The following is a 21070-nucleotide window of genomic DNA, read 5'->3' as shown; positions in this document are numbered from 1 at the left end:
AAAATATTATATTCCTTCTAAACTATCAAAATTTATAGATGACAATCTAGGTTATCATGTTCTTTATTTGATAGGAATTGTTTTTATTTTGTGTTTTAAACTACATTCTTTCTTACTTATTTTGGGTTTTATATTAATTACTATTGTAACAGTTATAGATTTACATCATATTACTAAAAAAATTAATCTTACTAAACTATATAATATCTTGGTATTTTTTGGATTGTATTATATAGCTGAATTTTTTTCAAGAAATGTAGTTTATATAGTTGTAGATAATGTACCAGATAGTTATAGCTATGCTATTAATATTTTAAATATCATACATATTATTTCAATATTGATTTTTTTTATATCACTCCCTTTGATAGTTATTTTATTAATATCTACACTAATATATATTGCAAACTATACTTAGCACTATAGGTATAAAATTTAATTTTATAAATCAAATAATTTTTAGTTTTATACTTAAGCGAACTCATTTTAAAAACGAACTCCATGTTATTTATTTTGCATTTTTTGGTACTTTATCCATGCTGTATTTTTTAATTTTTTTAACAAATGTGTATTTTAGTGCACTTAGTTTTACTCCTAATATTATTCATATAAGTTCATATTATCAAAATAATAAAATATGCTCAAAAATATCACCTGATTCATATATACATATACTAGGAGATAATAAAGTATCTATATCCCCTTTTAACACTAAATTTGCATTTAACTTAATTACAAACAAGCCTAATTTCACAACCCAAGAATGCAATTAAAAAAATAATGATTTTAAAATATATAAATAATATCTTTTTAAATATAGCTATAATATAATTACCAAAATTTTATTTGGTAATTATATTAAGGGGTAAAATATGGATTTTGAAAATTCTATAAATTCTATAGCGGAAACAATAGCAGAAAGAAAAAATTTAGTAAATACTGAAGAATCAACCAAAATGACTTTCATCATGCCGTTTTTAAAAGCATTGGGGTATGATGTGTTTGATCCAAGCGTAGTAGTCCCTGAATACATAGCCGATATTGGAACAAAAAAAGGTGAAAAAGTAGATTATGCTATTTTCAAAGATGGAAAACCTTTTATATACATAGAAGCTAAAAATCACACTGAAAATTTAAGCAATCACAATAACCAACTAACTAGATATTTTAACACATCACCTAGTGTTAAATTTGCTATTTTAACAAATGGAATAGAATATAGATTTTTTACAGATCTTGATCAAATAAATATAATGGATCAAATTCCTTTTTTAACAATTAATCTTGAAAAATTAAAAGCTAGAGATATTAAAGATTTAAAAAAATTTATATGTTCAGATTTAAATCTAGATGAGATACTAAACACAGCAAAAGAAAAAAAATATTATCAAAGTATACAAGATATCTTCAAAAGAGAGATAGAAAACCCAAGTGATGATTTTGTTGTTCTTTTTGCAAAACAACTCACAGACAAAAGAATGACCGCCTCAACTATTGAGGAATTTAGAACTTATATAAAAAAATCTTTTAAAGAACTTATAAATGATATAGCATATGATAAAATCACTAGTATAAAAAACAATCTTCAAGAAATTAACAACGATGAAGATGAAGAAAGCTACGATGATGAAAAAGAAATTATAACAACAGAAGAAGAACTTCAAGGCTTTTACATAGTAAAATCTATTCTTGCTAGTGCGGGTGCTAACTTGCAAGATATATCTTACAAAGATACTTTAAGCTATTTTGCAATTTTGTATCAAAATAGAGTAACAAAATGGATATGTAGGTTAAATTTTACAAAAACAAAAAAATGGGTAAGTTTCCCAGATGACACATACGAACAAATAGAAAAACTAGAAGATTTGTATAAATTGCAAGATAAAATCATCAAGTCATATAATGATAGAAAGTAATTTCTATCATTAAGATAAGATTACAATGTATATATTTGCGATCACATGCTTCAGAGCGTATATAAAAAAGAACTGTATTTTACTAACAATAAAATGATCAATTATTTAATATCAAAAGAAAAACAATGTTTGGCTATTTTGGGGTCTTGGGGCTGTGGAAAAACATATTTTTGGAAACAAATAGAAAAAGAAATTACTTTAAACTTTAATAATAAAAAAGTTATTTATATAGATCTTTTTGGCAAAGAAAGCTATAAACAAGTAATAGAAGAAATAGTAGTAAGTTTACATGGAAATTATAATAATATTACAAAAAAAACTTTTAAAGGATTAGAAGGTTTAATTAAAGGTGTAAGTGGTGGTTTAATAAATATAGATAGTGATGTTATTTTTTCCTTTTTAAAAAAAGAAGATTTTAAAAAAATCATTGTATGTCTTGATAACATAGAAAGAAAATCTGACAATCTTCCTTTGAAAGAAATTTTAGGACTTGTAAATTTACTTAAAGAAGAAAAAGAATGTAATGTTGTTATGATTCTCAATAAAGATGAGTTACAGGATGACAATTCAGATAATAATAAAGAGGATAAACAAGATGCTAAAGACTGGTATCAAGAATACAAAGAAAAAGTTATTGATTACGAATACATAAAAGACAATAACGAAATTGCCAAAGATATTATTATAGAAAAATTAAAAGTACAAGATGAAGCCTTAAAAGATGATTTAAAAAATATTATTTTTACACATTATAAAGAGCATTTAAATAACAACTTAAGGCTTTTGCTAAAATCATTGGAACATATAAACCATTTCAACGATATATGTTTCATGAAATTTTACAATAAAGAAAATCATGATAATTTTATACATATTTTAAAAAATCACTACTATTCAAATATATTACAAGCTATATTAGATTATTATATACCAACGAAAAACTTTCTTGAAAATACTAATAATATGTATATCATAACATCAAATTATATGAAAAACTTTTTTACTATAGATAAAGCAGATATAGAAAAAATAAATTATGATTTCACTAGTCGTCTTCAAAACCTAATAGATATGCATTTTCATACTATTTATAATATGTTTTATACATACAATAGCAATGATATAGAGTGTAGTAAAGCAATAGAAGATCTTGTGAAAATGTTTTTACCTATTAAAGATAAATATTCTTGGGATAATTTTAAAGGAGAAATTTATTGTGAAAGATTTTTACAAATTGCTTATTTATATAAAAGAATAACTAATAAAAAACTAGATATTACAGATGAAATCATAAAATTTTTTATTAAAAGCAACAGCAATTCAATTCCTTTCAAAAGTAATAGTAATTTAACTTCTTTTAAAAGATTACGAACACTGATTGCTATTCAGCCTAAATATGCAGAATTTTACGAAAATACTAGAAAATTTCACAAAACAGATTATAGAATAGAAATGATATTTGAATATTATAAAGAACCTAGCCTTAAAATCTTTCATAATTCCCAAATAGATAATTTTAATAGATATAAACTTGAATCTATCATTGATTGTTTTAAAAATAACAATCAATTTTACATGGATTTTATTTATTTTTTTAGCATACCGCCTAGTAATTCCAAGGTAAATATAGAATATTTTCAAGATCGCTACGACATATTTGATTATGAAGAATACTTAAAAAAAATCAAATCAAATAATCTATTTCGAGCTTTTAATGATTTTATTAATCAAAATGAATATAAATTTAAAAAGAAACAATTAATAAAAACTACTACCAGATATGATAAAAATATCTTATCAGAACTATTACTCACTCATTCAACTCCTTAATTTTATCCATATTGATCTCACATTGCTTATAGTGATAAAAAAGCTCACTATAAGCTTTTAATATATCTTTTTCATCTTGCACTATAGGTTTTCTTGCTCTATCAAATTCTAAAAGCTCATTTGGTATTTGCACTTTTTGAATTTGTATTTTGGTTAGTACTTGTGTTTTGCTCCCACAGCCTATCAAGCATAGCATTAAAAAGCTTAGTGGTATTAGTTTCATTGCTTTTAGATATATAGTTTTTAACATCATCAACCCTTGTTTTGATTTGATTTTTTTGAATATTTGCATGAAATAGTGCTTTTAGCTCTTGCTCGTGTCTTATTTTAAGCTCTTGAGTAATTTTTGTGAGTTCATTATTTACACCCAAAGCTAAATTTAAATCACTTTGACTTTTTTCTAATTTTGCATTTGTGCTATCTAGCTTAAGATATAAATATCCTACTAAGATTGCCATTAGAACTAAAGCAATATAAAGCTTTGTATTGTTAAATAAAAGATTTATCATTTCTTATTTTAGAAGTTTAAGTAAGATTTGGGTATAATTTCAAAGGGTGGAACACCAAAGGTGGCCGCCTTTGGTGTTAATCAACACTCAGTTAGGTGGTGATTAAATTGAACCATAAAATTCTAGTAATAATTATACTACTTTGTATAATTATAGTCAAGGCTTATTAGCTTTGATTTCCCCTTTAAAAGGGGAGCTAGAATACCACCTTTGGTCTAACTTAAACTTTTATCTCCTTTCTAAAATTCGTTTGTGATTTCTAATTTTATATTTGATAAATCTTGCTGATATAACAAGTCATATAATTTTTTACAAGCTTGTCTGCTTTGACCTATACTTTCATCACTCTTAGTTAAACCTAGTAAAATACAACCTTTTGTATCTTTGTCTGTATTACCCCAATGGATTAAAATGTGTCTATCAAAAGGTACATCATCGTTGTAGATATTTACAACGCTATCACCATCGTTTAAAACTTTAACTCCTGCTACGACCATTTTACCTTTATCATTAAAACTAGATAGTGTATGTCTTTTTAGATTATAAACTCCCGCATGAACTCTTAAGTCTTTTTCTCTTTCAATCCCTTCTTTATCTTCTTCCAAAGAAAAACACTCAAAAAGAATATTTTCTTTTTCATCTAAGACTTTAAACTCTCCTATGACACAAGTATTTCTTAAATACTTTCTAGTTAATTTTAGTTTCATTTATTCTCCTTTGTTTTGTTTTATTTCATTTAAAAAACTTGATTGTGCTTTTGCGCCTAAAGATGTTATTTTATTTTCTAGTTCTCTAAATCTTTCATTTAATTTATCCTCAAACTCATCATAAATAAGCTTATCTCCTTGTATATTAAAGCTAATAGTAAAATCTGTATCTATTTCTTTACTACTTGGATTTGAAGAGTTAAATTCTTTAAAAAGCACATCATCTATGTAGATTTTAATATTTAGATTTTCACTAAAGAAGTTTCCACCCACGCCATACCCCCAAGGAGTGAATTTAAATTCTTTTATAGGTTTAGATAACTCTGCTTCTATAGTATAGAAAGGATCTTTTAATCCATCTTTTGCCAAAAATACACTAATAGCTGTTTTATCATATTCTCTAAAGGCATAATATGGAGTGTAGCGATTGTTATACTCATAGGCTCCATTAGAAGTAATTTTCACTTTAGCAAAAGAACTCAAACTTTCAGTATTAGCATTTTCTAAACTAAATTCAGCAGGTAAAGTGTTAGCATATTCATTTGTTGCTTTGTTTAGTGTTTCATTTTCTATATTGCCCAGTAAAAGATTATTGTTAGAATTATTGATAAATTCTAAAGCATTAATCTTTAAAAACTCATCATCTCCTGTTAATTTTATACCAAGTCTTGAAAGAGTTAAAGTTTTTAAAGGCCAAGCTGAGCTTGCTTGTTTAGTGCTAAATTCTACTTTAAGTTTTTTACCATCAATAATTTGTATTTGTTTTAAATTAGAACTACCACTATCGCCTTTGTCTCCTTTTTCACCCTTTAAAGAAGCTAAAAACTCATCTTCGCTTTTTCCTGCATTACCTTCTTTGTTAAGCCAAATTTCATAAGCACTTTTTCCATCTTCTCCTTTGGCTCCACTATCGCCTTTTAAACTTTGAAGTTGCTCAGGCGTAAAATCTTCATAAGTAAATGCATCGCCTTTTTCGCCTTTATAATTGCCATTTTCTAAAATTTCTAATATATTTTTTTTAACTTGCTCATCATCTAATTTCACTCCATTTTTATAAAGCTCTTTTAAAACTTTCAAACTCTCATCAAAATCTTTATTTAGTTCTTTTGTGTTTTTGCTAATTTCTTCTAATATATTGTGCATTTAAATTCCTTTCAAAAAACATTTAACCACATGGAATGTATTACACGCATGATAAAAAATAAAAGTCTTTACTTTAGAGCAACCAAGCTCACTCATAGCTTCTTTTAAAACTTTATCTGCTAGCTTATAATCATCTTTTGAATATGCTTTTTGGCATAAATAATCATGCACGATGCTAGCACTAAAGTACTCACTTTTATATGGAGGATAAATACTCCAAAAAATGCGTGGCACTGAAGCACCATTACTAATAAAGCCTTTTGGCACGATAAAATTTAAACCACACAAACTAACTTCAAATTCTTTTACAACTTCAAATCTATCTTTGCCAAAAGGTTTAACTATAACCCTTTTAAGTGTTTTTCTTATCATCTTGCCTACCCTTTTCTTCTTCTTTTATATAAGTATTTGTTTTTAAAAAACCGCTTGAAAAATTCTTTATTTTCTCAACTGCAATATTGTAAATATCTACTTCAGCTATTGCTTTTCTTGTTTTTATACATTGAATATTAATCATTACAGAAAGGATTTCTCCTAAAATCAAAAAGCTAAAACTATAATCTACAAAATAATATAAAGCATCTATTTGCTTTGCACCCAAAGCAAACATAAAAGGTATTCCTAGCATTAAAAACTTTGACAAAAGATCAGAAAAGGTATAAGCCTTAACACTTTCATTTAAAGCTAAAGTTCTGCAAAAACCTACTATTGCTGAAAATATAAAAATAATAAACAAAGTAAAAGCTTGAGCTTCTTTAATACCAGTATATGCTAAAAACTGAAAGAAAAAAGCTAAGATAAAAGAACCTCCAAATAAAGCTATATTGGCTGAATTTTCTAAATGCGACATATTAATCCTCCCAAACAATAGCTTCTAAATCTTGTTCAGATTCAGCTTGTTCTATTCTTTCTTTTAATGCATTTGCTTTAAATGTAATTTCTTGGGTATGATAAGCCACCATTGAAGCAAATTTTAAAAAATCTTGTGGTGTAAAAGTTACTTTTTCATCATTGATATCAATCCAAATGATTTCAGAGATTGAGTTAGTCCCACTTATATCAAGCATTAAATTAGTTACAGCTCCATTGATATTAAGCTTGTCTTTTTCTCTTGTTTGGAAAGTATGCTCATTATAAATAAGTCCGCTTTCTAAAGCTTCATCTCTTTTAGCTCTTATTTCATCAAGCTTAATTGTTTTTAGTTCTTCTAAACTTTTTTGGCGTACTTCATATTTTATATGAAAGATATTACTTAGCTCATCAAATTCTTCTTTTCTAACAAGCTCTTGGCTTTTTTCATCAAAACTTGGCAATTCTTGCTCACTCACTCTAGCAAAACCAAGAGCTTTAAGCTCATCATCATTTAATTTACTTAAAAAATAAGTATCTTCCCCTTCTAATTCTTCCTCATCTACTTTAATAATAACTTTTTTTAAATACACATCTTCATTAAAAAAAGCCTTATCATCTATCTTGTAAAACATCTTTCCTCCTTAGTTATAATAAAATGTCAAGTTTCCACGACATTGCAGATTACAATCGCTAGTATTCCACCCTGCTTGTGCGTTTGCACTACCAGTTTGATATGAAGAAAATCTAATTTTATTTGAGTTTATAGCTCCAAATTTTATTTTTGCTTTCACTGGTATTTTTTTATTAGCTGTGTATGATCTTGATGGACCATAAAAACGATGCGAATTAGCATAATTATTCCAAGTTATATCAATAGAATTTGCTGAAGTTTTATTATTCATGTTGTTTGCACTCCAAACTTCTCCTACAACTAAAACTTCTTTATTTGCTAAATTAGCAGGCACAACATATTCATTAGGTCTTACTAGATTATTTAAACTAAACATATAATTATAATTAGCCACGCCTCCGCCAAGTTCTGGAGGTAAATTAACTTGAAATATTGAATTTGCAAGCATTAGAGTATTCATATTAAGACCTTACTAATCTGATGTTATTTGCTGCTATGCAAAAATAAGCAAAGGTCTCAGTTCCACTAAAACCACTTTGTGCTATTCTAAATTTAAATGGTGCTTTAAAAGATTTTATGTTTTGACAATTATTTATGGTTATGGTTCCACTTTTTCCTGCCCCGCCCCAATTAGCTATACCCAACTCTGTATTTGCATTTGCTGTTAAAATAAAATGTTGAGCTTGTCTTAAGTCTATGTTTGTTGAACCTACTGTTCCTAAATTTTTAATACCACCACCATAATCTACATACCACTTTCTAGTCAAATGATTATCAGCTGTTGGATTAACTGCACAATTTGGAATAAGCTTAAAAGTAGTATTTCCATTTAAATTAGTAGTTCCATTTGCCGTTAAAGCACCACTTAAAGTTATATTTCCGTTTATTGTCTTGTTTCCTTCTATAGAAACTTTTGTTTTCAAAGCCTCATCTAACATTTTTTTATTTACAAGTCTTTTTTCTTCTAATATAGTCTCCAATTCCTCTTTTTTTTCATCTAAATCTTTTTGAATTTGACTAATCTCTTCTTCAAGTCTTGCTTTTTCTTCTTCTAAAGAAGATACATCGCCCGGTGGAACTTTGTTAAGCTCTTCTTGAATTTGATTTTTTATATTTTCTAATTCATCTTTTTTACTATTTAATTCTTGTTCCTTTTCTAATACTTCATTCTCATGTTTTTCTTGAACATCATCTTTATTTTGCAAATCACCAAGTAAAGAAAGTATATATTTAATATTTTCATCTTTTTGATCAACCCAAATATATGGCTCTATCTTTAAATCATGCTTTAAAATCCAAGCATTATCATCTGTTGTTCTTATATGTATAAAATACTCTCCGGTGCTTTGCTTTTTCCAAATATCACCCAAGTTAGCCTCACTTGGTTCTTCTTCGCTGGTGTGAGTTGGAATATAAACACTTGGATTTTCAGGACTTGTCCAAGTTTTACCGCTACTAGTTTGTACATATACAAAATATTCTCCGGTGCTTTGCTTTTTCCAAATATCACCTAAATTAGCCTCACTTGGTTCTTCTTCGCTGATAAAAGCAGGTTTTAATTCTTTTGGCAAAGCAGGATTAACCCAAGCTTTATTATCTAAAACTTTCTCACAAACATAAATCTCCCCTTGCATAATGTTTTCATCATCAAGAGGTTTAAACCAAACACTTCCTTCTTTTTTTTGACTTGGTGGTGTTTTTTGAATAAAGTTTATTGTCGGATTTTGTAAAAATTGCAATATTTGTGCTGTTGATTTTTTAAACCATATTTGGTTTAATTTAGGATTAACCGGCTCATTATCACTACTTGCAAAATCAAAAGGATAAACCACTTGCTTGTAAAGTTCTTCAAGAATTTCAAGCTTTTCTTTGCTTAAAGCTTCATAAGAAGCTATAGCTTCTTTTACCTTTTCTTCAAATTTATCAATATGTTCTAATATATGTTCATCTATTTTTTCTTTGCTATTGTACAAGTATTCTCTTATAGCTATGATATCTTTACTTGCTTGTTCTAAAATTGTATAAAGCATAAGAGGTGTAGGCTTTTGATTCATTATTCTTCTCCTTTAAAAATTTGATTTATTGCTCATTGTTAGGTATTTCTTTTTGGCTAAGCTTTATCATATTGCTTTCCCATAAAAAACGCTCAATAGAAATATTATGAGCTAAAGATTGGCTTAAAGCAGTGTAATCAGCCCCTAAGCAATTATCATTTATTCTTTCTATAATTTCAAAACCCTTTTCATCTATCAAACTTAGCAATTCTTCTGTTTTATCTTGTGTATGCAAAAATAAGGCTTGCTCTAATTCTTTTGCATATTTTAAGAGTTTTAGTTTTTCTTCATTTGCTTCTAAATAAATCTCTTCTAGTTTTAAGTTTATAAAAGACACCAATTCATCTGATTTTTGAGAAATAAATTCACTAAGCTCATTAATTTCTTTTGACAAGCTATTTAATTCTTTTCCAAAAGGGTTTAAAGATCTTACAAAGGCATCTGCTTGCTTATCAAAATCTATAGGATTTTCTAAATCTGGTGGTGATGGTAATTGACTGATTTTAGTTGTAATCATCTATTTTTCTCGCTTTTATTTTTAAAAATCTTTTACTCATACCCTCATCTTGTATGCTTAAAATTTCATATCTACCACCTTCAAACTCGATCAGATAAGACATGTCAAGCTCTAAAAATCTAACTTCGAACTCGCAAAAAGAAGTTTTGTTTGTTATGTTGCCTTGTTCTTTATTTTCAACGATTAAATTTTTACAACTTGCAAATATTTCTTTTATAAAAACTACCTCATCATAATCTAGCTCTTGAAATTCATTTTTGCTTTGCACTTTTTTATATATTTTTAAACGATGTTTAAGTTCTTTTGCTTTCATTTAAAAACCTTAGAAGAAGGATATTTTATATCTATTGATAAGAGCTTTACTTATATTAGGAAAACTTGTGTTTTCAAAAGCGTGCAAACAATAGTTTTTAAGCCAAAGTTTTATATCTTCTGGAAGCTCTTCATAACCTAAATTAACAATCATTCTTCCACTACCTTCACAATACAAAACATTGGAATTTGTTTTAAATTCTGCTTTGAATTGTGCATTCTCTAAAGAATTAAATGGGGCTAACACAACTCTTTCATTGAAAAAAGATATTTCATAATTATTCTTAACCAATATGCGATTAGTTCTGTTTTCAAATTCTGTTATGGCAGCTTTTAAAGACTGCTTTATGCTTTCATCAAAAACTTCACTATCTATTCTTAGAAATTCTCTTAATTCTTTTATGTTTATAAGAGTTTTTTCAGGTGCATTTAATTCTTTAATAATCATTTTTTGCCCTTACCTTTTTGCTTTTGCTGAGCTTCATCTACTTGTTCATCTACTTGTTCATCTACTTGTTCATCTACTTGCTCTTGCTCTATAAGTATCTTTACAATATTTCTCTTTTGAAGTCGTAGAGCTTCTTTATCATTAAGCTCTACCACATCACCTTTTCTATAAAAAACATCACCACTTAAACAAAATAAAAATTCAACTTTTTTCATGACTTAGACTTTAAGAAGGAGTTACTATTTTACAAACTGCTTCATCTGTGATTAATTTAGCATCAAGTCTTGATCTAACTTTAATTCCAACTAAATCATTTTGAGCATACAATTCATTTAATCTCGTAAAGCTCATAGTTTCTCTATCCCAAATTTCATAAAAACTAAAATCACCGAAGATAGCAGGAATTTTATTAGCACCAAAACCATCTAATGAAGAACAATAGATTACTTTTTTACCCAAAATAGTGTCATATCCACCAGAACTAAGCGCTGGCATCCATAAAGGTCTACCATCTCCATCGACTAATTTATAAAGAGCTTTCATAAAATCATCCCCAACAAGCCAACATGCATTAGATCTATATGCACTTTTTAATGTAAAAAATGCATCAATTACATCATTGCTTGTAATGCCACTATTACTTGCTAATTCATATTTGGTTTTTGTATTTACAATACCTGTTGGTTTTTTATTTCCATCGCCTTTTATAAATGCTTCTTCCTCTGCTTGTGCAATTTTTTCAGCACTCTTTCTAATTAAAAAACTTTCTAAATTTGAGATATTATCATTTAGTAATTCTTCACTAATTTTAATAATACCTCCCAATTTGTATGCTCCAATAGTTAATTTTGAAAAAGAAGCACTTGCCTCATTAAAACTAGCCATTTCATCAATCCAACCAAAACCACTTATATCTTCAAGTATAGGTATATCTTGATTTGTGGATGATTTTTGCACAGTAGCTATTTTCCTAATTACACTAAGATCTGTCAATTTTGATCTAATTTTTGATTGCAATGTTGTAGGAACTAAAACACCGCCTTTATCACCTGAAGCTTCGTTTAATGCATCTCTTTGCAAAGATGTGTCTATAACTCCACTTCTTAAGTATTTAACAAAAGATCTCATAGAGTCTCTTTCTTCTTCTTTTTGTGGATGTGGATTTTGTTCTAATCTTATACTTGTAACTTCATTTAAAAATTTTTCTCTTTTTTGCTCTTCTTCAAGTCTTAAAAGCTCACTGCGTTTGCTTTCAAAATCTTTAAGCATTTCATTATATTTTTGTTCTTCATCTGTGCTAAATGCTCTTTTTTCATTTTTTGCTTTATTAGAAAGCTCTAACATCTGCTTATGTAAAGCACCTATTTCTTCTCTTATTTTTTGCATTATCTCTCCTTTAAAGTGTTTTAATCATAAGCTCTAGCTCGCGTTCTCTTGCTTGGGCTAAAGCTTTAGCTTCTTTTTGTGTTTGCTCATCAAAAAAGCGTTTTTTTGCATTTTTATCTGCACCTTTCCAAACAGCACTAAGTTCAAAAATTTCAAACTCATTTACAAGTACTTTCTTGGGATTGCTGTCTTTATCTATAGTTTGTTTTAAGATTTTATATCCGATAGATACATCACTTAAAATTCCATCTTTGTATTTTTTAAAAATATTTTGACTTCTCTCATCTTTTGCAAAAATACAGTCACAAACTAATTCGTTATTTTCAACTCTTATATTCTCAATTTTTGCTATAGCATTATCTACGCTCGGATTATGGTCTGTAAAAAGCGTTCTTAATTCGTTATATCTTGCACCGGAGATATCTAATTCCTCAAGATATTCACCCATATCCCAATCCCAACGCTTACAAGCATTAGAATTTGAAATCATGACAAAACTTAATATATTATTATCATTGTCTATATTTCTTATTTTTGCAGTATCTGATCTAACAAAGTTCATATTTTTCCTTAAAATATGTTTTGTATAGATTTTATAAATTTTTTGAGGCGTTTAAATGCGTGTTAGCTTGATATAAAAATTTTATATCAAACCTTGTATATTTAATTTAATTTGTAAAAAGTCATAGTCTTCAATAGGAGCTGAATAATCTTTTAAAATACCAAAAGTGGTCAGTTTTTTAAACCCATTTTCACTTTCATCTGCAATAAATAGTGTCTTTTTATTATAAATGCTTTCAATTAAATCATCATAGTAATCAAAATGAGCTTTTTCTAAGGCAACTATAAATTCTAAAAATTTCGCTTTTTTACCATCTACTACAGTAGTATGCCCCCATTCATTTGTGTTTGTTTTAGAATAATTAAGATAAGTAAGATTAGCAGGGTGTATAGTAATACCTAATTTTTCTTTTTTACCCAAAAGTATATGTCCAACATTAGCAATATCATTTAGAGCATAGAATGTTATTTTTATTTTAGAATTAATGGGATATTTAAAAAATATAAAATCATCTTTGTTGATCTTAAATCTACCAAAAAAATATTCCCACCATGTGCGAGATTTTCTGTAAAATAGTGATTTTTCATAAATAACCCTTTTATCCAATGTTTGTATTTTAATCTTGGATAAATTGGCATTTAATACAGCTAAGGCATCAAAACTTTCTTTAACATCTATAATAACACTCCAAGTTTTATTGTCTTTACTTTGCGTATTTACCTCATCATCAAAACATGCATTTTCATTTGTAGGACGCATTTTTACCCATTTATCGAAATAAACATCTGGTTCTTCATGTTTGTCTTCATCGCTAGCACTTTTATAAATATATCCCTTAAAAGAAACCTCATCGTTGATCTTATATGTTTTATCTTTATCCCATATAGCTGTATTATCTTTGCTTATGGTATTTTGCTCTATGATAAACTCCAAAGGTCTTACTATAATCATTTCTCAATCCTTTCTACAATTTCTCTTGTTTGTTTTGTAAGAATTGACATATCCATACAAAGTCTTTTAATACCTTTATCTACATTGTCTACTTTTGTAATTAATCCATCAAATTTAGAATTTAATTGCTTAAAGCCATTATCTATACCTTTAGAAAGAGCTGTTTCTAATCTTTCAAATATATTAGAAACATCAACCTTTAATCCCTTACCATCTTTTAACGGAATAACTGCCTCAGGATATCCATTTTCTCCTATAATAGCATTTGTTTTTTGTGTTATTATTCCACCATCTGCAAAAGCGAGCGCTTTTTTATTAGGGTTTTTTATTTCTTGATTTAATTCATTATCTACTTTATTAGAATTGTTTTGATACGCGAGCAAAGCATATTTTAAATTTTCTATAGCAGCCACACTTAAAGTACTACCATTTTTTAATTCTTTAATCATACCTTCTAAGTATTTTGCTATAGGTGAATCTTTTCCAAGATACTTAATCATTTCCTGAACTTCTTTTTGGCTTTGCTCTAAAAGAGTTTCTCTATATTTTTTTAATTCTTCTAAAGTCATAGAAGATGTATCTTTTATAGTTTCTTGAAGTTTTTCATTTAATTTTTCATTTTCTAATGTAATTTTGGCAATCTCATCTTGTATTGTATTTAAATCAGCTTCACCTCCTAAATCCTTCATATCATTAGCCATTTTTAACATTTGAAATTGATATTCTTCATAAGATGATGAATTTCTTAAGTCATTTTCTTTGGCACTTGCTGCCTGCTTTAGTTCTTCAAAGGAAGATGAATTAAAATTATTATTTTTAAAATCATCGCTAGCTTTTTTTAGTAATTTTTCATAGTTTTTACTTATCATTTGAGGTGTTTGAATAGTTTGCTTAATCAAATTATCACTAAAGCTAGCAAGAGATGATAAAATATTTTTTTGATTGTTTAAATTTTCTAAAAGTTTATTGTTTTCATTAATTTTAATTTTGGCATATTCTTTTGAATTCTCATCTTCATATGCTTTTATAAGCTCATCAACCTTAGCTAACTCATTCAAATGCTCTGATGAAAAAATTAAACCACCTTGTTCTTTCATTATTTGTTCAAAGGAAGTGATAATGGCTATTAATTGTTTTCTAAGTTCAGTATTACCAGTGCTTAAAAAATCATTTATTCCTTCATATCCGAGCTCTAACAACTTATCATTAGCACTAAAAATATCTTTAAAAATATCTTGTTCTTCTTTACTTAGATCATCTTTTAATCCACCCATTATAGTAGCATACTGATTAAGCAAATCATTAACTTTAAAAACACTAGTATCCAATCCATTAACACCTGCAAAACTTTGATTTATCTGCATTAATTCACTTGTTTTATTAATAATGGTTTGCAAGATGTTATTTACTTGCTCATTTGCACTTGCTAAAGCTTGTAATAATTGCTCCCAAGCTTCTACATTTTCAGTTGAGAAATCATTTCTTAAGCTTTCATTATAAGCCTCATTAAGTTTATCTAGTGAAATTTGTGAAATATTTTTAAATTCATCTTCTTTTAACCCTAAGATATCAAAACCACCACTTACATTTCTAATGGCAGTTTTTAGTGCATACATGGTATCATCTAGAGTAATTTTTGCCACCTTCACAGGATCATTTTTATATATTTGACTTAAAATATTACTTTGCATACTCATAAACTGACCAAATTGCTTAGAAAGTTGCTGTGCATAAGATATATTTGCTTCTTTAGCAGCTTGCTGTATGGCTTTGATTTGTTCGTTAATTAATTCATTATCATCAGTATTTAAAAAACTTTTTAATAAAGCATTTGGAACGGCTGTATCTATAAGAGAATTGCCACTATATTTCCCTGCGTTTATTTCGTATTTGTCTAAATTTGCCCCTAACCTTTCTAATAATGCATATTGATTATCCAAAAATAGATTAAGTTCTTTTATCTTTCTATCATTTATATTTTGATATTCAGTCCAACTTTTTTTACTAAACCACCCTTTCTTTTGATAATCAATATAGCTTTGCAAATTTCCTTGTGAAAAATGATCTTTAAAATTTATATCTTGCCAAAGTCTTAGACCACTTCCGGTAGCTTTAGTTTTTCCAAAAATTCCACCTATAACACTACCTAAAAGACCGCCTACCAAAGTACCTATACCAGGTGCTATTAAAGAACCCAAAACTCCACCTATAGCACCACCACTTCCAGCATGAGTATCAGCTTTAAATAACATATCTCCAAGCTTTCCTATACCATAACCCAAAAGACCACCACTTAATGCATTAGTGGCTAAACCACCAACAAAACCCAAAGTAGAACCAATACCACCGGCTAAAGCTCCATTTATACCGCCAATACCTAAAGAACTCCATAAAGCACCAGAACTAAAAGAAGTTAAAGCAGTCCCTCCAAAAAAACTACCAAGATATGCACTTCCTAAACTTAAAATATTGCTTCCTAGTGTTCCTATATTTTTTATTAAATTAGAAAAATTTTGAAACACAGAAGTAAAACTATCACCAATACTGCTAAAATTAAAACTACTAAAACTTTGTATTTTTTCAAATGTAGAGCCACTTAAAATACCTTCTAATGCATTAAATCCACTTAGCACATTAGATACACCATTTAACACATCTTGTCCTTTTTTAACCTCTCCATTAGAAGATATAATAACTTCTTTACCATCTATAACACCGGTAAAATTTCCATTATTATCTTTTTTTAAACCTAAATCTTGAGAAATTAAACTAACATTTTGATAAGAATTGTTCGCACCCATTAATGAATTTGTAAAAATGCCTGATATTGATCCGCTAATAGAACTAATAGCAGGTGATAGCATATCCATAGCTAAAGATTTGCCTAAACCTATGAATAATTCTTTTAAATTTTTTATTTTTCCTTCTATAAAATCAAAAAAACGACTTTCTATGGTTCTTTGCATATTTGCTATCATCTTAAGATAATCATTTTCTACATTTTTAAATGTTTTTGATGCATTTTTTTCTACATTTAGAAAAGCTTCTTTTTGCGTCTTTATAAGTTTTTGGAGATCTTCTTTATCTAAAATATCTACAAATTTCTCTCTTAATTCTATTTCTTTCAAAGCCCAAGCTTCTTGTTTTTTACCAACACTTTCATAAAATTCAAGCATTAAACTCTTATAGGATTGAAATTCTTTTTCACTCTCTTTTAAATCAAGATCTATAATCATTTCTTCTTTAGCTTTTTGTATAGTTTTACTATCAAAACCTATTTCTTTGAAATGTTTTAATTTTTCATTGATAGATTCCAAGCTTTTTTCATACTCACTCATAGTGATTTGTGAAAGTTCTTTGAGTGCTTGATTTTGCTCTTTTATGATTTGAGTATGCTTTTCTTGAGCAAGTTTTGCTTTTTCTTCTTGATCTAGTATTCTTTTAACCTCATCAGCTTTAACAGCATGAGCTAATGCATTAGATATAATGTTTACCTGCTCTACTAAAGCATTATTTTGTTCCCAATTATTAATACTAACAAGTTCTAATAATTTTTTATTTAAATCATCTAAAGCTTTGTTTGTTTTTTCTAACTCTTGGCTTTCTATTTTTGGAATTTGAATTTTTGTTATTAATTCAACTGCATCCTTTAACTCCTTATTGAGCTTTTCTACACTCTTTAGTTTTACTTCCTCTTTTGCATTTTGCTTAATTTTATCATCTAAAAATGCTATTTTTTGAGCAATATTTGCTATCTCTCTTGCATCTTCAACACTTTGTTCTCTAATAGCCCCCATAAAAGAAAAATCTATTTTTTGTAGATAAGAGATTGCTTTTTTATAATCATCTCCTATGATTTCAAATGAATATTCTTTTAAAAGATTTCCTATTGTGTTTTGAAAGCTTCCAATATCTGATATACTTTCCAACTCTTTTTCTAATTGCTCTTTTTGTTTTTTCAAATCTTCTATATCTAAAATTTCAATTTTTCTTTTAAAAGAAGAATTTAACTTTTCTGTTTTCTCATACGCTTTATCTAAGGCATCTTCTATAGCAAACAACCTTTCAATTAAAACTAAAGGTATAGCATTCTTGGCAACATTTGATAACGCTTTAAATCCCCTAGATAAAACAATAGTTCTTTTATTTATTTCATTTATACTTTGAGTATTAGAAAGCAACCCAACTCTTTGTAGATATAAAGCATTTTTAGTATCTAGTATCGAAGCTTTTAGTTCTAAAAATCCTTTAGATAAAATCGGAGCTATTTTAGAGTATGCCTTTAAGCTAGCAAAAGTCAAAGAAACATTAATAAGTATAGGTGTTAAACTCTGAAAAGTTTTAATAAAACTAGAAATACTATCTTTATTTTCTTCCATGTAAATATTTAGCTTTAACAAGCTTTCATTTACACTTTCAAATATAGGTTTACTCAGCTCTCTTTTTAATTTATCTATATTTGACTTTAGAAGTCTAACATTATCCTCATATCCTCCAAGAGCTAGCTGAGCAACCTTAACATTTTCACTTGTTTTTTGAATAATTAAATTATATAGATTACCACTTGCATTAGCTTCTTTAATAGCTTCGTTAGTAAGTCCGATTTGTTTTAAAAACCTACCAAGATCAGAACTTGATAATACAGCTCCATCTCCAAGACCATCTATTGTCATTTTCAGCTGTTCTACTCCAAGACCTGATATTTTAAGAGTTTGCATTAAATTTTCAAAAGATTTTATACTTTCATCAAAATTCATATTTTTTGAAGCACCTGCATAAAAACTAGAAAAAATATCCGCTAAATCTGATACAGCATATCCTGACTTAGCAGATAAATTATTAAACTGCTCTAGTGTTTTAGCACTTTGTTTTAATGACAATTGATATTTTTCTTGTATATTTAGTGTCTTACCAAAAGATGCAACATTGGATGAATTTACAGCTATTAAGGAAGCTATATTCTTCTTTGTTTTTTCATATTGAGCATTTAATTCTATAAAAGATTTGGCATAATTACTCACGCTATCAAACATAGCTTTATAACCATGATAGCTTTGCACAAAATGTGCATTCATATCTAATATCGCTTTAGATAGACCCAAAAAGCTTTCTTTGGTATCTTTTGTTTTTTGATTTAGATTAACAAAGCTTTGGTTTAACTTATTAACACTAACCACTCCTTTATTTGTATCAACACTTATACCAACTTTTACATTTTTTGCCACTTTAATTTCCTTTTATATATAATTTAGCTAGAATGAAAACAAAAAAGGTATTAGAATGTTTTTTTACTCTTATGAGCCACTTACTTTTATAACTTTGCTGTTTTTGCTTGTGGTGTTTTTTATGGCTAAAACTAAGAGTAAAAAAGAATTTCAAGAAAAGATTATTGATGAAGAACTTGCTAGCTTTACTAAAGCTGTTGATATTTTTCTTAAAGAAAACAAACCCCAAATTGTTCTGCTTAGTGCAAAAGCTATGCAATTTGGTATAAAAAACAATCTTTTTAATCATGATATAAAAGTTCAGTTTTGTCAAATTTTGCAAGAAAACCCAAATGAAAAAGAATTTATCGTGGAGATTGATCATAGTTTATTATCCTAAAAGTTCTAAAAAATCTAAACCTAATTTTTTTAAATCTATATTTTGATTTGTATTAGCACTTTGCTTAATTGATGGCTTCAAATGCTCACTTAGTAAAAAATCTTCACATTTGTTTTTAACTCCCATAAAAGATGCAATCATACTAAGCAAAATACTAATTTGTATTTCATTTCTATCGCAAGCTAAAGGCTCATTAGACAAAAACTCCATCCACTCATTAAATTCTGCCTGGGTAATGCTTTGTTCTAGTTCGCCTATTGTTTTTCCTAATGCAAGGGCTAGGCGATATTTTAATCGCCCTTGCTCTCTTGCTTTGGGACTTCTACACTAAAGGTTAAAATTTCATCAGCTATTTTAGAAATAACAGCAAGTGCGGCTTGATTAAGCTGTGTAATTTCTTTTTTGCTTAATCTTGGCTCTACAAGTCCTTTTAAGACAACTTCGGTTCTAAAATTAGAGTTGTTGCTTATGGCTTCTATATTGATTTCATTAATATCATCACCATCTTTACTATCTTTTTTAAACTCTATTTTATGATTTTTCATAAGCTCATATTGTTCTAACATAGAAAGTTGTTTTATGGTTATTTTTTCATCAATGCCATCAATATTAATTTCCTTTGTTTTAAGAGAATTGTTTTGTAAAAAATCTTTTAAATTCATTTTTTTCTTCCTTTTTGTGTAAATTTGTTAATGTTGAATTCTTCTTCAGTGGCAGATGAAGCCACACCACTGCTTCCATCGCATGTGTATTTTTTTCTTATATCTTTATTTGCTGGATATGTAAGAGATAAAGGATTTGGATAAAAATAAATTGTCTTGCCTTTTAATTCTTCATAAGTTTGACCTTGAGTTGGCTCATTTTTGATTTCATGAATGATGTTTTCATCATCTTCTTTTACCCATTTATCCTCATGTTCTTGCTCACTATCTATAAATTCTTTACTTTCATTAAAAAACTGCTTATTAGCATATGGACACACACCTCTAACGCTATCAAAGATATATACAAGTCTTTCATCATTAGTTTGTGGCGTTTTTAGTGTGCTTGGATTTGGATAGTAATAGATCGTTTTTGATTTTTTATCCGCATAAACATCACCTACATTTAACGCATCGCTAGTATGCTCTATATTATCTCCTTCTTCAAATCTAAAAGGAGTGATGTCTTTTGCTTCTCCTATTTTTTCTGCTGTAACATTTGCGCTAAATTTATTATTAGCTTCGCTGGTAACTTCAAAACCCGTTATTTTCATTTTGATTTTTAAAGTTGTTTTTCTTTCATCATTAACCTCAACAATAATAAAAACTTCTTCATTTTCTTCAAAAGCCTTTTCAAGATAATTTACACCTTCAAAATCTTGCGTTTTTCCATCTTTTACAAATTTATAAAGCAAAGACATATTCACAGTGGCACTTGTTTTTTTACCTACTGCATTTATTTCTTCATAATCTCTGTCATTAATTGGGCTTAATTTTTGACTTTCCCTACTTCCTCCTTTAAGTCCTGAAATGCTAGTTAAAAAACCTGCTTGTACTGGTGTAGATCCGGCTGTTTCCATAGCACGAGATAAAACTAATACTCTAAGACCTTGAACATCTGGTGCTTCTGAAATTATTTTTTCTTTTGGCATTGGTTCTCCTTGCAA

At 27.9% G+C, this 21070-nt stretch carries 23 protein-coding genes and 1 pseudogene; 4 read left to right on the top strand and 20 right to left on the bottom strand.

The genetic code is table 11. From position 1 onward, the window contains the following. From L8X40_RS04285 to L8X40_RS04275, 3 genes and pseudogenes are all read left to right on the top strand, one after another. Positions 1 to 418, top strand: a pseudogene (locus tag L8X40_RS04285) (hypothetical protein); the annotation flags it as partial. 454 nt (positions 419 to 872) lie between these two features. Beyond that, the gene (locus L8X40_RS04280; RefSeq protein ID WP_214126394.1) at positions 873 to 1916 is read left to right on the top strand and encodes a type I restriction endonuclease; all 1044 of its coding nucleotides are present in this window, start codon (positions 873 to 875) and stop codon (positions 1914 to 1916) included. 93 nt (positions 1917 to 2009) lie between these two features. Next, positions 2010 to 3746 carry a KAP family NTPase gene (locus L8X40_RS04275; RefSeq protein ID WP_263667401.1) on the top strand — a complete coding sequence of 579 codons (1737 nt, stop codon included), beginning with the start codon at positions 2010 to 2012 and terminating at the stop codon, positions 3744 to 3746. Here the strand turns inward: L8X40_RS04275 and L8X40_RS04270 are convergent. The 17 genes from L8X40_RS04270 to L8X40_RS04190 form a co-directional block, all read right to left on the bottom strand. Beyond that, complete coding sequence (locus L8X40_RS04270; protein ID WP_263667399.1) at positions 3727 to 3879, bottom strand: hypothetical protein; 153 nt, start codon at positions 3877 to 3879, stop codon at positions 3727 to 3729. The genes L8X40_RS04275 and L8X40_RS04270 overlap by 20 nt on opposite strands. Beyond that, positions 3863 to 4255 carry a hypothetical protein gene (locus tag L8X40_RS04265; RefSeq protein ID WP_263667398.1) on the bottom strand — a complete coding sequence of 131 codons (393 nt, stop codon included), beginning with the start codon at positions 4253 to 4255 and terminating at the stop codon, positions 3863 to 3865. The genes L8X40_RS04270 and L8X40_RS04265 overlap by 17 nt, the downstream gene beginning before the upstream one ends. Before the next feature lie 239 nt (positions 4256 to 4494). Next, entirely contained in the window at positions 4495 to 4962 is a 468-nt protein-coding gene (locus tag L8X40_RS04260; protein WP_263667396.1) for a DUF5675 family protein, read from the bottom strand. Next, positions 4963 to 6105 carry a hypothetical protein gene (locus tag L8X40_RS04255; protein WP_263667395.1) on the bottom strand — a complete coding sequence of 381 codons (1143 nt, stop codon included), beginning with the start codon at positions 6103 to 6105 and terminating at the stop codon, positions 4963 to 4965. Beyond that, positions 6106 to 6477 carry a DUF1353 domain-containing protein gene (locus L8X40_RS04250; RefSeq protein WP_263667393.1) on the bottom strand — a complete coding sequence of 124 codons (372 nt, stop codon included), beginning with the start codon at positions 6475 to 6477 and terminating at the stop codon, positions 6106 to 6108. Further along, positions 6458 to 6955, bottom strand: a complete 498-nt coding sequence (locus tag L8X40_RS04245; RefSeq protein ID WP_047208161.1) for a hypothetical protein — start codon at positions 6953 to 6955, stop codon at positions 6458 to 6460. The genes L8X40_RS04250 and L8X40_RS04245 overlap by 20 nt, the downstream gene beginning before the upstream one ends. Before the next feature lies 1 nt (position 6956). Next, entirely contained in the window at positions 6957 to 7589 is a 633-nt protein-coding gene (locus L8X40_RS04240; RefSeq protein WP_263667391.1) for a DUF4376 domain-containing protein, read from the bottom strand. A gap of 9 nt (positions 7590 to 7598) precedes the next feature. Next, positions 7599 to 8048: a hypothetical protein gene (locus L8X40_RS04235; RefSeq protein ID WP_263667390.1), complete on the bottom strand. Its 450-nt coding sequence runs from the start codon at positions 8046 to 8048 to the stop codon at positions 7599 to 7601. 1 nt (position 8049) lies between these two features. Continuing rightward, positions 8050 to 9642 carry a hypothetical protein gene (locus L8X40_RS04230; RefSeq protein WP_263667388.1) on the bottom strand — a complete coding sequence of 531 codons (1593 nt, stop codon included), beginning with the start codon at positions 9640 to 9642 and terminating at the stop codon, positions 8050 to 8052. 25 nt (positions 9643 to 9667) lie between these two features. Continuing rightward, positions 9668 to 10159 carry a hypothetical protein gene (locus L8X40_RS04225; RefSeq protein WP_263667386.1) on the bottom strand — a complete coding sequence of 164 codons (492 nt, stop codon included), beginning with the start codon at positions 10157 to 10159 and terminating at the stop codon, positions 9668 to 9670. Then, the gene (locus L8X40_RS04220) at positions 10146 to 10472 is read right to left on the bottom strand and encodes a head-tail adaptor protein (protein ID WP_263667384.1); all 327 of its coding nucleotides are present in this window, start codon (positions 10470 to 10472) and stop codon (positions 10146 to 10148) included. Before L8X40_RS04220 ends, L8X40_RS04225 begins: the two co-directional genes overlap by 14 nt. Positions 10473 to 10481: 9 nt before the next feature. Further along, complete coding sequence (locus L8X40_RS04215; RefSeq protein WP_012661559.1) at positions 10482 to 10919, bottom strand: head-tail connector protein; 438 nt, start codon at positions 10917 to 10919, stop codon at positions 10482 to 10484. Next, positions 10916 to 11134, bottom strand: coding sequence for a hypothetical protein (locus L8X40_RS04210; protein WP_263667382.1), 219 nt, complete (start codon positions 11132 to 11134; stop codon positions 10916 to 10918). The genes L8X40_RS04215 and L8X40_RS04210 overlap by 4 nt, the downstream gene beginning before the upstream one ends. Before the next feature lie 10 nt (positions 11135 to 11144). Beyond that, complete coding sequence (locus L8X40_RS04205) at positions 11145 to 12305, bottom strand: phage major capsid protein (RefSeq protein ID WP_012661561.1); 1161 nt, start codon at positions 12303 to 12305, stop codon at positions 11145 to 11147. Between the two features lie 10 nt (positions 12306 to 12315). Next, on the bottom strand, positions 12316 to 12867 hold the full coding sequence (locus L8X40_RS04200; protein ID WP_066006888.1) for an HK97 family phage prohead protease: 552 nt from the start codon (positions 12865 to 12867) through the stop codon (positions 12316 to 12318). Between the two features lie 81 nt (positions 12868 to 12948). Then, complete coding sequence (locus L8X40_RS04195) at positions 12949 to 13818, bottom strand: hypothetical protein (protein ID WP_066006890.1); 870 nt, start codon at positions 13816 to 13818, stop codon at positions 12949 to 12951. Next, positions 13815 to 19043, bottom strand: a complete 5229-nt coding sequence (locus tag L8X40_RS04190; protein WP_263667381.1) for a hypothetical protein — start codon at positions 19041 to 19043, stop codon at positions 13815 to 13817. Before L8X40_RS04190 ends, L8X40_RS04195 begins: the two co-directional genes overlap by 4 nt. Before the next feature lie 55 nt (positions 19044 to 19098). On the opposite strand from L8X40_RS04190, the gene L8X40_RS04185 reads away from it, so the two are divergent. Then, positions 19099 to 19422, top strand: a complete 324-nt coding sequence (locus L8X40_RS04185) for a hypothetical protein (RefSeq protein ID WP_139493090.1) — start codon at positions 19099 to 19101, stop codon at positions 19420 to 19422. On the opposite strand, the gene L8X40_RS04180 is transcribed toward L8X40_RS04185, so the two are convergent. The 3 genes from L8X40_RS04180 to L8X40_RS04170 form a co-directional block, all read right to left on the bottom strand. Beyond that, positions 19414 to 19632: a hypothetical protein gene (locus tag L8X40_RS04180; protein ID WP_214126405.1), complete on the bottom strand. Its 219-nt coding sequence runs from the start codon at positions 19630 to 19632 to the stop codon at positions 19414 to 19416. The genes L8X40_RS04185 and L8X40_RS04180 overlap by 9 nt on opposite strands. 80 nt (positions 19633 to 19712) lie before the next feature. Continuing rightward, positions 19713 to 20084: a DNA repair protein gene (locus L8X40_RS04175; protein WP_214098817.1), complete on the bottom strand. Its 372-nt coding sequence runs from the start codon at positions 20082 to 20084 to the stop codon at positions 19713 to 19715. Then, on the bottom strand, positions 20081 to 21055 hold the full coding sequence (locus tag L8X40_RS04170) for a hypothetical protein (protein WP_263667380.1): 975 nt from the start codon (positions 21053 to 21055) through the stop codon (positions 20081 to 20083). The genes L8X40_RS04175 and L8X40_RS04170 overlap by 4 nt, the downstream gene beginning before the upstream one ends. Positions 21056 to 21070: the final 15 nt, after the last annotated feature.

The sequence above is a fragment of the Campylobacter sp. CNRCH_2013_0855 genome (assembly GCF_025773025.1).
Taxonomy (GTDB): Bacteria; Campylobacterota; Campylobacteria; order Campylobacterales; family Campylobacteraceae; genus Campylobacter_D; species Campylobacter_D jejuni_C.
The sequence above is the reverse complement of the archived record's forward strand: the minus strand, read 5'-3'. Positions and strand labels throughout refer to the sequence as shown.

What these genes read in the sequence shown, in the direction of transcription:
- L8X40_RS04200 (WP_066006888.1), bottom strand. Translation starts at nt 12,867, where the DNA reads ATGAACTTTGTTAGATCAGATACTGCAAAAATAAGAAATATAGACAAT.
- L8X40_RS04220 (WP_263667384.1), bottom strand. Translation starts at nt 10,472, where the DNA reads ATGAAAGCAAAAGAACTTAAACATCGTTTAAAAATATATAAAAAAGTG.
- L8X40_RS04260 (WP_263667396.1), bottom strand. Translation starts at nt 4,962, where the DNA reads ATGAAACTAAAATTAACTAGAAAGTATTTAAGAAATACTTGTGTCATA.
- L8X40_RS04175 (WP_214098817.1), bottom strand. Translation starts at nt 20,084, where the DNA reads ATGAATTTAAAAGATTTTTTACAAAACAATTCTCTTAAAACAAAGGAA.
- L8X40_RS04170 (WP_263667380.1), bottom strand. Translation starts at nt 21,055, where the DNA reads ATGCCAAAAGAAAAAATAATTTCAGAAGCACCAGATGTTCAAGGTCTT.
- L8X40_RS04210 (WP_263667382.1), bottom strand. Translation starts at nt 11,134, where the DNA reads ATGAAAAAAGTTGAATTTTTATTTTGTTTAAGTGGTGATGTTTTTTAT.
- L8X40_RS04205 (WP_012661561.1), bottom strand. Translation starts at nt 12,305, where the DNA reads ATGCAAAAAATAAGAGAAGAAATAGGTGCTTTACATAAGCAGATGTTA.
- L8X40_RS04225 (WP_263667386.1), bottom strand. Translation starts at nt 10,159, where the DNA reads ATGATTACAACTAAAATCAGTCAATTACCATCACCACCAGATTTAGAA.
- L8X40_RS04180 (WP_214126405.1), bottom strand. Translation starts at nt 19,632, where the DNA reads ATGGAGTTTTTGTCTAATGAGCCTTTAGCTTGCGATAGAAATGAAATA.
- L8X40_RS04275 (WP_263667401.1), top strand. Translation starts at nt 2,010, where the DNA reads ATGATCAATTATTTAATATCAAAAGAAAAACAATGTTTGGCTATTTTG.
- L8X40_RS04265 (WP_263667398.1), bottom strand. Translation starts at nt 4,255, where the DNA reads ATGATAAATCTTTTATTTAACAATACAAAGCTTTATATTGCTTTAGTT.
- L8X40_RS04240 (WP_263667391.1), bottom strand. Translation starts at nt 7,589, where the DNA reads ATGTTTTACAAGATAGATGATAAGGCTTTTTTTAATGAAGATGTGTAT.
- L8X40_RS04215 (WP_012661559.1), bottom strand. Translation starts at nt 10,919, where the DNA reads ATGATTATTAAAGAATTAAATGCACCTGAAAAAACTCTTATAAACATA.
- L8X40_RS04255 (WP_263667395.1), bottom strand. Translation starts at nt 6,105, where the DNA reads ATGCACAATATATTAGAAGAAATTAGCAAAAACACAAAAGAACTAAAT.
- L8X40_RS04280 (WP_214126394.1), top strand. Translation starts at nt 873, where the DNA reads ATGGATTTTGAAAATTCTATAAATTCTATAGCGGAAACAATAGCAGAA.
- L8X40_RS04250 (WP_263667393.1), bottom strand. Translation starts at nt 6,477, where the DNA reads ATGATAAGAAAAACACTTAAAAGGGTTATAGTTAAACCTTTTGGCAAA.
- L8X40_RS04185 (WP_139493090.1), top strand. Translation starts at nt 19,099, where the DNA reads ATGTTTTTTTACTCTTATGAGCCACTTACTTTTATAACTTTGCTGTTT.
- L8X40_RS04245 (WP_047208161.1), bottom strand. Translation starts at nt 6,955, where the DNA reads ATGTCGCATTTAGAAAATTCAGCCAATATAGCTTTATTTGGAGGTTCT.
- L8X40_RS04235 (WP_263667390.1), bottom strand. Translation starts at nt 8,048, where the DNA reads ATGAATACTCTAATGCTTGCAAATTCAATATTTCAAGTTAATTTACCT.
- L8X40_RS04230 (WP_263667388.1), bottom strand. Translation starts at nt 9,642, where the DNA reads ATGAATCAAAAGCCTACACCTCTTATGCTTTATACAATTTTAGAACAA.
- L8X40_RS04195 (WP_066006890.1), bottom strand. Translation starts at nt 13,818, where the DNA reads ATGATTATAGTAAGACCTTTGGAGTTTATCATAGAGCAAAATACCATA.